Annotated in this window: 12 protein-coding genes and 1 riboswitch; of the genes, 11 read left to right on the forward strand and 1 reads right to left on the reverse strand. The window is 34.5% G+C overall.

All coding sequences use genetic code 11. The annotated features are described in order from the left end of the window. Positions 1-19: 19 nt before the first annotated feature. The 10 genes from SLW70_RS01510 (at position 20) to SLW70_RS01555 (ending at position 10,940) form a co-directional block, all read left to right on the forward strand. A complete protein-coding gene (locus tag SLW70_RS01510) occupies positions 20-3,061 on the forward strand; it encodes a TaqI-like C-terminal specificity domain-containing protein (RefSeq protein WP_320890141.1) in 3,042 nt (1,013 codons plus the stop codon). After that, positions 3,042-3,740, forward strand: a complete 699-nt coding sequence (locus SLW70_RS01515) for a hypothetical protein (protein ID WP_320890142.1) — start codon at positions 3,042-3,044, stop codon at positions 3,738-3,740. The genes SLW70_RS01510 and SLW70_RS01515 overlap by 20 nt, the downstream gene beginning before the upstream one ends. Before the next feature lie 137 nt (positions 3,741-3,877). Continuing rightward, a riboswitch (TPP riboswitch) is annotated at positions 3,878-3,985 on the forward strand. Positions 3,986-4,050: 65 nt separating this feature from the next. Beyond that, the gene (thiS, locus tag SLW70_RS01520; RefSeq protein ID WP_220759644.1) at positions 4,051-4,257 is read left to right on the forward strand and encodes a sulfur carrier protein ThiS; all 207 of its coding nucleotides are present in this window, start codon (positions 4,051-4,053) and stop codon (positions 4,255-4,257) included. Between the two features lie 117 nt (positions 4,258-4,374). Continuing rightward, complete coding sequence (thiC, locus tag SLW70_RS01525; protein ID WP_320891734.1) at positions 4,375-6,198, forward strand: phosphomethylpyrimidine synthase ThiC; 1,824 nt, start codon at positions 4,375-4,377, stop codon at positions 6,196-6,198. Positions 6,199-6,273: 75 nt separating this feature from the next. Continuing rightward, the gene (locus tag SLW70_RS01530) at positions 6,274-6,873 is read left to right on the forward strand and encodes a thiamine phosphate synthase (protein ID WP_320890144.1); all 600 of its coding nucleotides are present in this window, start codon (positions 6,274-6,276) and stop codon (positions 6,871-6,873) included. Beyond that, entirely contained in the window at positions 6,846-7,601 is a 756-nt protein-coding gene (locus SLW70_RS01535) for a hydroxymethylpyrimidine/phosphomethylpyrimidine kinase (RefSeq protein ID WP_320890146.1), read from the forward strand. The genes SLW70_RS01530 and SLW70_RS01535 overlap by 28 nt, the downstream gene beginning before the upstream one ends. Continuing rightward, a complete protein-coding gene (locus tag SLW70_RS01540) occupies positions 7,594-8,232 on the forward strand; it encodes a thiamine phosphate synthase (RefSeq protein WP_320890148.1) in 639 nt (212 codons plus the stop codon). Before SLW70_RS01535 ends, SLW70_RS01540 begins: the two co-directional genes overlap by 8 nt. Further along, positions 8,213-8,989, forward strand: coding sequence for a thiazole synthase (locus SLW70_RS01545; RefSeq protein ID WP_414458235.1), 777 nt, complete (start codon positions 8,213-8,215; stop codon positions 8,987-8,989). Before SLW70_RS01540 ends, SLW70_RS01545 begins: the two co-directional genes overlap by 20 nt. A 55-nt stretch (positions 8,990-9,044) precedes the next feature. Beyond that, positions 9,045-10,157 carry a 2-iminoacetate synthase ThiH gene (gene thiH, locus SLW70_RS01550; RefSeq protein WP_320890149.1) on the forward strand — a complete coding sequence of 371 codons (1,113 nt, stop codon included), beginning with the start codon at positions 9,045-9,047 and terminating at the stop codon, positions 10,155-10,157. Positions 10,158-10,229: 72 nt separating this feature from the next. After that, positions 10,230-10,940, forward strand: a complete 711-nt coding sequence (locus SLW70_RS01555; RefSeq protein ID WP_320890151.1) for a HesA/MoeB/ThiF family protein — start codon at positions 10,230-10,232, stop codon at positions 10,938-10,940. A gap of 110 nt (positions 10,941-11,050) precedes the next feature. Here SLW70_RS01555 and aat read toward each other — a convergent pair whose 3' ends face one another. Further along, positions 11,051-11,692, reverse strand: coding sequence for a leucyl/phenylalanyl-tRNA--protein transferase (gene aat / locus SLW70_RS01560; RefSeq protein ID WP_320890152.1), 642 nt, complete (start codon positions 11,690-11,692; stop codon positions 11,051-11,053). 89 nt (positions 11,693-11,781) lie between these two features. Here aat and SLW70_RS01565 point away from each other — a divergent pair, with 89 nt between their 5' ends. After that, positions 11,782-12,507 carry a phosphatase PAP2 family protein gene (locus SLW70_RS01565; RefSeq protein WP_320890153.1) on the forward strand — a complete coding sequence of 242 codons (726 nt, stop codon included), beginning with the start codon at positions 11,782-11,784 and terminating at the stop codon, positions 12,505-12,507. Positions 12,508-12,568: the final 61 nt, after the last annotated feature.

Raw genomic sequence — 12,568 nt, forward strand, 5'->3', positions numbered from 1 at the left:
AATATGACATAACATAAAAATGAACTACATAGATTTTTTTTCAAGACTAGGCTTTAACTTCAATTCTGATTTGAAGCACAGAACTATTGAATTTGAAAGAAATAATTTATTATCTAAAAACCTTAAAAATTCGGTTTATTTTTACAAAAGCCCCAACAATACAAATACTTCTTTTTATCTCATTACTACTGAATTAAATCCTACTGAAATTGAGGATGTAAGAAAATATATTTGGAATAAAAATGATGCCGATTTAATTTTTTATTATCCAAGAGAAGAAGCTAAATTAGACATGTTCTACGCAAAATATTCTCCTAAGGTAAGTAATGAAGAAAGTAAATTGGATGCTTTTTCAACCTCTGAAAAAAATTTAGATAAAATTGAGCAAATAAAACTTTGGAAATTTAATAGTGGCGTATTTTGGTTAAACTATTTAAAAGCCATAACTAAAGCTAAATATAAAGGAATTGATAAAGAGTTAGTATTCACTTTAAAAGCATTAAAAGAACAACTTTATGTCTTACTATCTAAATTAATTACCGAAGAAACAGAATGCAATAAGACTGTACAAGCCTTAATAGATCGAACTTTATATATTAAGTACTTAGAAGACAAACACATTATAAACTCTCGTTTCTATGATTATTATTTTAAAGATGCTTCCCTTAATTATCAAAAAATATTAGAAAATCATTCTAATGCAGATGTAAATAAATTATTTGGAATTATTCATGCAATTTTCAACAATAATCTATTTGATCAACCTACAATTGACAACCAGTACTTAACTAATGGCGTTCGTAGTTTAATAGCTACTTCATTTAAAGCAAACACAAATACAGGCCAATTAAGATTATTTGATTTCCAATTTGATGTTTTACCTGTTGAATTTATAAGTTACATTTATGAAGTTTTCTTATCAGATAAACAAAAAGAAAACGGTATTTATTACACGCCAAAAAAATTAGCACAATTAATTGTTGACGAAGTAATAAATGAAGATAGAATAGGTTCAATTTTAGACCCTTCAAGTGGGTCTGGAATGTTTCTTATTGTTGGCTATCAAAGACTTTTAGAAATTGCTAAAAAACAAGGATTAGAACCAGAAGACAGTATTGGCAAAATAAAATTTAGATCTAAACTATTAGCGGATAATGTTTTTGGTATAGAAAAAGAATTAACAGCGCAGCGCTTTACTATTTTTTCACTCTCATTACAAATATTTGAAGGAATAAACCCTAAAGATATAAAAGATTATATTGCAAATGAATTAAGTCAAAAAGGTAAAGTAGAATTGTTTGCAGAATTTTCTTTTTTTGAAAATATAAAACAGGTTAATAGTCTTAATACATTAGAAAAACCTTTTGAGGATAAACAATTTTCGTATTTGTTAGGAAACCCTCCATTTTTTGAAATTCCTAATACAGAAGAGTATAGAGATGAAATTTCATTTTTAAATTCCTATGAAGTTACTAAAGAAAACAGGAAACTAACTGCAAAAAACATTGTTGGTAAATTTCAAATTTCTCAATGTTTTTTTCTAAAAATAAAAGACTGGAGTAATGAAAATACTAGGTCTGGCTTTGTATCTAATAGTTCTAATTTTTATAACGATAAATCTGAAAGTTTTCAAGAATACTTCTATTCTAATTACGGAATTGAAAAAATTTACGAACTATCAAGAGTTAAAAAGATTTTGTTTGAAAAAGCAAATGAAAGTGTGATAGCACTAATTTTTACTAATCATTTTAATAACAACACTATAGAATATTATCCTGTTGATTTAGGATTGTTTTCTGAAAAACCATTTGAATTATTAATTATTCAAGAGGATAAAGTGGTAGAAATTGAACAAAATAAACTAATCTCTAAAATTATAAGATTAAGAGATTTTCTAATCGGGAATGAATTTGACAGGTATATAATAGATAGTTTATCATCTATTGATATTGTGGAATCGTATTTAACAAAAAATAAAGCCTTTTCAAGTTATAAGGGATTAGATAGATTAACTAATAAAGATTTATTGAAATTTTACAATATAAAAGACTACTTAGGAAAGGATCAATTAGCTGATTTACATCAAAAATATGCAAATGAAAAATATCTAAATAATAATTTAACAAGTTATTACAATACTCCATTTATTCATAAACCAGAAAATAAGTTATTCCCTTTCTTGATAAATTCTGTCGATGGCTATGTTAATAAACTAGATATTAGTCAAGAAAATTTTCAGAGAGTTCGCAATAAATTTATTTATGAGGGAGAAAAAATATTAATCAATAAATTTGGAAAAAAGGTACAAGCGGTTTATGTTAGGGATAATTTATTTTTCTCTAATCTTATTTATGTCCTTAAATTAAATAATCCAAAATTGTATTTTTTCTTCACAGCAATCATTAATTCTGATTTAATAAATTATTTCATAATACAAAAATTTAAAAGTAGAACTGGTGATAATTTTTCTAATGTAAGTACAGAAACTATCAAAAATATTCCCATCCCAAAAAATTTAGATGAATATTTAGTCGTTCAAATATCAAATATCAGTAAAGATTTAACTGAAGGAAAATTTGAGTATTCAGAAAAAAAAGAAGAACTAAATGAACTTATTTATGAATTATATGAGTTATCATATTGGGAAAAACAAAGAATTAGAGATTATTTTTTACCAAACGAAAGAATAGGAAGAAAAAAAAACAAATTAGAGAATTATAAAACTACTGTAAATGAAATATTAAGTTTTTATCTTAAAAACCCCATTACAATAGAAGAAACTCCAGCAGATTTTAATTTAATTGTTGTGAAAATATCTTTAAATAATAATTACTATAATCCCAAAGCAAATAAAACGAAGAAATTTATACTAAATGAAATTTTTGAACACGATCCAAACGGTAATTTTTTAGCTAGTCAAGAAAAAATTTATAGCGATGATTGTGTTTATATTATCAAAGAAGATATAAACAAAAACTGGACAGAAACAAAAGCATTTGAAGATGGTCAAGATATAATAAAACAATTAATACCTAGTGGAAATGGAGAGAGAATACATTAAGAATATCAAGCCCTCTCCATTACCAAACTATACTCATCATTTAAAAGAATTAGACGATGAGTTTTGGAAAAAATGGGTGTTTTATTATTTACTTAATTTCTATCAAAATTATAACAAAATCGAATTAATTGAAAAAATTGAATCGGAAAGAAGAAAACCAAAGTCTGATATTGAAGATTTAATAGCGGTTTATATAAGAAATTATTTTAGAAAAAATAGACTTATTGAACTTCAAGGATTTAAAGTCGTTGGAGGAATCAATAATGATCTTGACATTAAAGGTTTGTACGATATTTCATTTTTACATAGTTATTGGAATAAAGATTTTCATTTTGAATGTAAAAATCTAGATAACAGTCAAGACTTAGTGAATAAATATGTTTGTTACAATAAAGGGAATTCTATCTTTGACGGAGGTGTTCTACGTTATTTTAATGGCAAATATGCACAAAGCTGCAATTTTGGTGGTATGATTGGTTTTGTCTTAGAAGGAGATAAGGTAAATATTAAAAATAAAATTTTTAACAAACTAAACAATAAATTTAACATATCTCCAGAAGGTGATTTAATTTCTATCGATGATAATTCTATTGAAGATAATGAGTTTACTTTTAATAGTATTCATAAAAGAAATAGCGACATATTTTTAATACACCATATATTTTTTGATTTTACGTAATTCTAAAAATTCCAATAATTACCTCAATCCTTATTGATTAATTACTTTTATTTTATATAATCACAAAATTATACACACTAAAGCAAACATTTAACGTTAATCTTTCAACTTTAAACCAAATAAAAGATTAAATTTGTCGCTCACTTTAGGGGTGTCTGCTCCCGACTATTCGGGAAAAGGCTGAGATTTTACCCTCTGAACCTGATCTAGTTCATACTAGCGTAGGGAAAAGTAAGATGACTTCCGTAGTCCCATTTTTTGGGCCATTGCAGCCATTCCTAAAGTAATTTTAATTCAAAAAATTAAAGGAATGGAACTAAAAATCAACAATCAAACAAAACAATTTCAAGCAGATGCCCTCAGCATTCAAGCCTTGCTTGATATTGAAATTCCACAAAAACAAAACGGTATCGCCGTAGCGGTTAACCAGACCGTAATTCCAAAATCCAATTGGAACCAACACCTCCTATCCGAAACTGACGATATTTTGATTATTTCGGCTACGCAGGGGGGATAGTATTCAGTTTGCAGATTACAGTTATCAGTCACTCCAAACAATATAAACTTACAATAAAAAAATATCGTTATGCAAAAACGCATAACACATAACCCACAACTCCTAACTTCAAAAAAAATGAACAACGAAGAAAAAATATCAAGACAGCCCTTCCCGAATTCGACTAAGGTATATATCGATGGTGAAATTCACCCGATAAAAGTCGCTATGCGCGAAATTCACCTTTCTGACACTAAACTTTCCAAAGGTGGCGTAGAGAAAAATCCACCAGTAACGGTTTACGACACTTCTGGTCCTTACACAGACCCGGATATCGAAATTGATGTGCGCAAAGGATTGCCTCGCATCCGTGAGCAATGGATTTTAGACCGTGGTGATGTGGAAGAATTAACTGAAATTAGTTCAAACTATGGTAAAGAGCGTTTGAATGATGAAAAATTAAATCATTTGCGTTTTGAATACCTACACAAACCGATGCGTGCCAAAAAGGGGGCTAATGTTACCCAATTGTATTACGCTAAACAAGGTATCATCACACCAGAAATGGAATACATCGCCATTCGTGAAAACCAACGTATCGAACAATTAGAAACGGCTCAAAAAGCGATGCAATGCCAACACGCAGGACATAGTTTTGGTGCCAATACCCCTAAAAACAAAATCACTCCTGAGTTTGTTCGTAGCGAAATTGCAGCGGGTCGCGCCATCATCCCAAACAACATCAACCACCCTGAGAGTGAACCGATGATTGTAGGTCGTAATTTCTTGGTAAAAATTAATGCTAATATCGGAAATAGTGCCGTGACCTCTTCTATTGAAGAAGAAGTAGAAAAAGCAGTTTGGGCTTGCCGTTGGGGAGCTGACACCATTATGGATTTATCGACAGGTAAAAACATTCACGAAACCAGAGAATGGATCATCCGTAATGCACCAGTGCCAATTGGAACGGTGCCAATTTACCAAGCCTTAGAAAAAGTAAACGGTATTGCCGAAGACTTGACTTGGGAAGTTTTCCGCGATACATTGATTGAACAAGCAGAACAAGGAGTTTCCTATTTTACGATTCATGCTGGAGTATTGTTGCGTTACATTCATTTAACTGCTAATCGTGTTACGGGAATCGTATCTCGTGGAGGGTCGATTATGGCTAAATGGTGTTTGTTTCACCACAAAGAAAACTTCTTGTACACGCATTTTGAGGAAATTTGCGAAATCATGAAACAATACGATGTGGCTTTCTCTCTTGGAGATGGATTGCGTCCAGGTTCGATTGCGGATGCCAATGATGCTGCACAGTTTGCCGAATTAGAAACACTTGGTGAATTGACTAAAATCGCTTGGAAACACGATGTGCAAGTATTCATCGAAGGACCGGGTCACGTACCGATGCACATGATTAAAGAAAATATGGACAAGCAATTGGAACATTGTTCTGAAGCGCCATTTTACACTTTAGGTCCTTTAACAACTGATATTGCTCCAGGTTACGACCATATTACCTCAGCCATTGGTGCTGCGATGATTGGTTGGTACGGATGTGCGATGTTGTGCTATGTAACTCCAAAAGAACACCTTGGTTTACCAAATAAAAAAGACGTAAAAGACGGTGTAATCACCTATAAAATTGCAGCCCACGCTGCCGACTTGGCCAAAGGACATCCGGGAGCACAATACCGTGACAACGCCTTGAGTAAAGCCCGTTTTGAATTCCGCTGGGAAGACCAATTCAACTTATCATTAGACCCAGACACGGCTCGTGAATTCCACGATGAAACCTTGCCTGCTGATGGTGCCAAAGTTGCGCATTTCTGCTCGATGTGTGGTCCAAAATTCTGCTCGATGAAAATCTCTCAAGAAATTCGCGATGTCGAAGAGGCTAAAAAAGGAATGCAAGAGAAATCAGAAGAATTTATCGAACAAGGAAAAGAAATTTATTCATAGAATTAAGAATAGAGTATTAAGTATCAAGACCAAAAAATCTTAATACTTAATACTCACTACTTAATACTTTACAATATGATTGTCATCACACATCCAACTGCGGTAGCAAATGAAATCAACACCATCCATCAGCTTTTTGAGCATGGACTGGAGTTGTTACATATTCGAAAACCTGAATTTTCAGCTTCGGATATGCAATCATTCGTAAAAGAAATTGGAAGTGAATATGCTCACCAACTCGTTTTGCATAGCCATCATCAGCTAGCCGAAGATTTGGGGATTAGCCGTCTGCATTTTACAGAAAAAATGAGACAAAATCTTTCTGCTGAAACGCTGTATGATTACAATGAAAAAAAGGTGTATTTATCAGCTTCTGCCCATTCGATATTGGCATTTAATGAGTTAAGAATCTTTTATCAATATGCGTTTTTAAGCCCTGTATTTCCAAGTATTTCCAAATCGAATTACCAATCGGAAACCGACCTCTTGCAAACATTAGCTCAACGTACCAATTTCAATACAAAATTAGTTGCATTAGGAGGTATTGACGATTCCACCATGCCCACGGTACTAAAAGCAGGTTTTGATGAAGTGGCCGTTTTAGGGACAATATGGCTCAGTTCAAATCCAATTCAAAATTTCAAATCATGTCAACAAATCGCCCTTTCGTACTAAGCATTGCAGGTTTTGACCCATCAGCAGGGGCGGGCGTTCTGGCTGATATTAAAACTTTTGAACAACATCAGGTGTATGGTTTTGCGATAAATACCGCCAATACGATTCAAACTGAAACGGATTTTGTTTCCATTGAGTGGACTGCTATCGAATTAGTATTACAGTCTATCGAAACGCTATTTCAAAACTATGACATAAAAGCCGTAAAAATTGGCATTGTTCCGTCCTTGGACTATTTAAAAAAAATTGTTTTGCTTCTCCATAGGCTTTCGCCAAATACCAAAATAATTTGGGACACGGTATTAAAATCAACCACCGAATTCCATTTTTTAACGATTGAAAACCAAAATGATTTGGTTACCATTTTAGACAAAATAGAATTGATAACGCCCAATTATGAGGAAATTCAAAAATTGGTTCCCACCGAAAAAAACATTGAGAATAGCATCGAAAACCTATCCAAACATTGTTCGGTTTTATTAAAAGGAGGTCATAATCCTTCTGAAATTGGAGTCGATTTTTTATACATCAAAGACCGTTTTTATAGGCTTTTGCCAAAAAACACTGTCGTCTATCCCAAACATGGTTCGGGTTGTGTCTTATCCGCTGCGATAACGGCCCAAATTACCTTGGAACAAAATTTACTTTCTGCCTGCATCAAAGGCAAAGAGTACACCGAAAACTTTTTAGTATCAACTCAAAATCAATTAGGATACCATCATGCTTAATCGTTTACAATATATCTCGCAAGGAAACACTGTCGAAGAGCAGTTATACAACATTCATCAGGCTTTAGACCATGGTTGTGACTGGATTCAAATGCGATTCAAAACCACGGTTGAAAAAGACCTTTTAACCTTGGCCGAAGCCACAAAAACACTGTGCCAAGAATATCTGGCTACCTTAATCATCAATGACAATGTGCGTCTAGCCAAAGAAATAGATGCTGACGGAATTCATTTAGGCTTAACCGATATGGCAATTCCAGAAGCACGAACTATTTTGGGCGATGCCAAAATTATTGGAGGCACCGCAAATACCTACGAAAACATCCTTAGCCATGTGGCAAACGGTTGCGATTATGTAGGTTTAGGGCCTTTTCGTTTTACAACAACCAAAGACAAACTAAGTCCTATTTTAGGTTTAGAAGGCTATCAAAAAATTCTTGACCAACTCCAACAAGAGCAAATCAAAATACCTGTATTTGCCATTGGCGGTATTCAGCTTGAGGATGTCGAATCCATCATCAAAACAGGAATTCACGGGATTGCCGTTTCTGGATTGTTGACCAACAGCGATTCCAAAACAAAATTAATCACACAACTTAACGAAAAATTATATGGCTATGTCATCGTTTAAAATAGGAGACAAAACATTAGAATCTCGCTTGTTTTTAGGAACAGGAAAATTTGGTTCGAATGTCCAAATGGAAGAAGCTATTCTGGCCTCTGAAAGCGAATTAGTAACAGTAGCTTTGAAGCGAGTGGATTTAGAAACTGACACGGATGCAATCTTGTCGCATTTGAAACACCCCAGAATCAATTTGCTACCCAATACCTCAGGCGCTCGAAATGCCAAAGAAGCCGTTTTTGCAGCACAACTGGCAAGAGAAGCTTTGGAAACCAATTGGCTAAAACTTGAAATCCATCCTGACCCAAGGTATTTACTTCCTGACCCCATTGAAACGTTAAAAGCTACAGAAGAGTTGGCAAAATTAGGTTTTATCGTTTTGCCTTATATCCATGCCGACCCTGTTTTGTGCAAGCGATTAGAAGATGCAGGCACCGCTGCTGTGATGCCGTTAGGTTCCCCAATTGGCAGTAACAAAGGACTAAAAACAATTGATTTTTTAGAAATTATTATCGAACAATCGAATGTTCCTGTGATTATCGATGCGGGAATTGGAGCGCCTTCCGATGCTGCTAAAGCCATGGAATTAGGTGCCGATGCGGTATTGGTAAACACAGCCATTGCCGTTGCTGGAAATCCTAAATTAATGGCCGAAGCTTTTAAAGAAGCGGTCATTGCAGGACGCAAAGCATACGAAGCAAAACTAGGACAGCAATACAAACAAGCCGTAGCTTCGAGTCCTTTGACGGCATTTTTGTACGAATGATAGTAGCCCTGTCAGGGTTTTGAACCCTGACAGGGTTAAAATAAACCAAAATTAAATGAAAACATTTAAATCCGTTTTTGAACAATACAATTGGGACGAAATTCAAACCAGAATCTACCAAACTACTTCCAAGCAAGTTGAACAAGCCTTGGCGAAAACCAAACGCAATTTGGATGATTTTTTGGCGTTGATTTCCCCAGCTGCACAACCTTATTTGGAGCCAATGGCACAAGAATGTCATGAATTAACCAAGAAACGTTTTGGAAAAACCATACAGATGTATGCGCCTTTGTATTTGAGCAATGAGTGTCAAAATATTTGCACCTATTGCGGTTTTAGTTTGGATAACAAAATCAAACGCAAAACCTTACTGGATAGCGAAATCAAACAAGAAGTTGAAGCCTTAAAAAAACTAGGATTTGACCATGTTTTATTAGTTACTGGCGAAGCGAATTATACGGTAAATATCAATTATTTCTTGAATGCTATCGAACTGATAAAAAATGATTTTTCGATTATTTCAGTCGAAGTGCAACCGCTATCGCAAGAAGAATACGAGCGTTTGCATGAGGCGGGAGTCTATTCGGTTTTGGTATATCAAGAAACCTACCATCAGGAGGTTTATAAAAAATACCACACCAAGGGAAAGAAATCTAATTTTGATTTCCGTCTAGACACTCCTGATCGCATTGGAAAAGCAGGAATTCACAAAATAGGATTAGGCGTTTTATTAGGATTAGAAGATTGGCGTACCGATAGTTTTTTCAATGCTTTGCATTTGGATTATTTGCAAAAAAATTATTGGAGAACCAAATATTCGGTTTCGTTTCCTAGACTGCGTCCCGCCGAAGGTATTATCGAACCTAATTTCATTATGGATGACAAGGATTTGACTCAACTGATTTGTGCGTACCGTTTGTGGAATGAGGATTTGGAAATTTCGATTTCAACTCGTGAGAATGAAAAATTCCGAAACAACATTATCCCTATTGGAACAACAAGTATGAGTGCTGGTTCCAAAACCAATCCAGGTGGTTATGTGGTTGACCCGCAATCATTGGAACAATTCGAAATAAGTGATGAACGTTCCGTGGCTGAAATCGCCCAAATCATTACTGAAAAAGGATACGAACCTGTTTGGAAAGATTGGGAGAGAAGTTATTTTTAGAGGAGCTGAGGCTCTTAGACGCTAAGAGCCTAAGACAAACTCAGAACCTCAGCAGCTTAGAAACTTAAAAAAATGAGTGTAATTCAAGATTTTTTACGATACAACCGACAAGTCATTTTACCTGAAATAGGTGATGAAGGTCAGGAAAAATTAAAAAAAGCCAAAGTATTAGTCATTGGCGCTGGAGGCTTGGGCTGTCCAATTTTGCAGTACATAGCAACCGCAGGCGTAGGAACGATAGGCATTGTTGATTTTGACAAAATCGAAATTCACAACCTACACCGACAAATTTTATATACAGAAGACCAAATAGGATTACCAAAAGCTACAACAGCTAAAAGCACAGTTGAAAAACTCAATCCGTTAATTCAGGTTCAGGCTTTTGAAGAAAAACTCACAGCTGAAAATGCTAGCAGAATTATTGCCAATTTTGATTTGGTGGTGGATGGCTCAGATAATTTCAGTACACGCTACTTGGTCAATGATACCTGCGTGGCGTTAGGAAAAACTTTGGTGTATGGTAGCATCTTAGGTTTTGAAGGACAACTAGCTGTGTTCAATCATCAAGGCAGTAAAAACTTGCGTGATTTGTTCCCAGAACCACCCAACCCTAAAGATGTTCCCAATTGTAGTTTTAATGGTGTCCTGGGTACATTACCTGCCATGATTGGCACGATGATGGCGCATGAGACATTGAAATTGATTATTGGACTTCCGAGTTTGAGGAATGAATTGATTTTGTATAGTACGTTGAATTGGAGTTTTACTAAGTTGAATTTTTAGTTGATATCTTTAAAATTTAGGAACACAGATTTGAGAAATTAAAGAAATCTTTAAAATCTCTCTCTGAGACTTTGTTATTCTCTGCGAATCTTTGCGAAAAAACTTTGCGGTTAAATATCACTTCTAAGAATCTCTATAAACGCTTCTCGCTCAATTTCACGGCAGCCTAAACTCTCTAGATGTTCGTTGTATACCTGGCAATCTAGGAGTTTGTAGTTTTCATTTCTTAATTTTTCGACTAGAGTTATAAAGGCCACCTTGGAAGCATTCGATACTTTGGAAAACATACTTTCACCACAGAAAATATGCCCCATATCCACGCCGTACAAACCGCCTACTAATTCATCATTTTGCCAAACTTCAACAGATTTAGCTATTCCTAATTCGTGCAAATTACAATAGGCATCAATCATATCGTTCGTAATCCAAGTACCATTTTGACCGCTGCGTTTTACTTTTTGGCAGTTGGAAATGACCGCTCTGAATTCCTGATTGAATGTGACCTTGAAAATATTGCGATTGAGGATGTTTCGCATACTTTTAGTTACTTTAAGTTCGTCCAAAAAAAGCACCATACGAGGATTAGGTGACCACCAAATAATGGGATCTCCGTCCTCAAACCATGGAAAAATCCCACTCCTATAGGCAAGTTGCAATCTTTCAGCTGATAAATCACCGCCAATGGCTACGATTCCGTCGTAATTAGCCTGAGAAACGGGTGGAAAAAATAATTCTTGAGACAAATGAACCATAATATGACACTAAAACGTGATACCTTTATTTTTGGCAAAAGTAATTTACTTTATTTGGTTACCTTCGTAAACTACCAATTTTTATTGAAATGAAAAAAACATTTCCTTTTATCCTGCTCTTCTTTTTTATTTCCAATACAAATGGGCAACAACTGGATTCTATTTCAAATCACAAAAAACTTAGCTACAAATCGTTTATCCTACCTAGCGCTTTGATAGGTTCAGGAGCGCTATTGCTAAACAGCCAATTCAATCGTGACAATCAAGAGAGATCGAATTCTCTTTTTGGTTCTAATTTCCATACTCAGGTAGACAACATCACTGTTTTCATGCCTCTACTTCAAATTTACACTGGAGAATTACTTGGTTTTGACGCTAGGCATACGATTAAACATAGAACCGTTGATGTGGTTACTGCTAATGCGTTAAGTTATGGATTGGTTACTATTCTCAAAAACAGCGTCAAATCTACTAGGCCAGATGGTTCTGACCAACTGAGTTTTCCTTCGGGGCATACGGCGATTGCTTTTACCAATGCAGCCCTATTGTATCAAGAATATAAGGATGCTAATTTTTGGTATGCCAGTAGCGGTTTTGTATTTGCTACAGCAACCGGAATATTGCGTATTGCCAACAACAAACACTTTAGTTCGGATGTATTGGCAGGAGCAGGAATTGGATTGGCTTCGGGGATTTTAGTATCTTATTACAATCCTTTACAAAAGCTTCACTTTGGAAAAAAGGGAACTGCCTTTATTTGTCCTCAATTTGGAAATCTAATAGGGATTGGAACTATCATTCGACCTAACTTTTAGAATAAAAAAAACTACCCGAGAATTACTTCCCGGATAGCTCTTTACGTTTACAAAATTCGAC

The sequence above is a fragment of the Flavobacterium sp. NG2 genome, from assembly GCF_034119845.1.
GTDB lineage: Bacteria > Bacteroidota > Bacteroidia > Flavobacteriales > Flavobacteriaceae > Flavobacterium.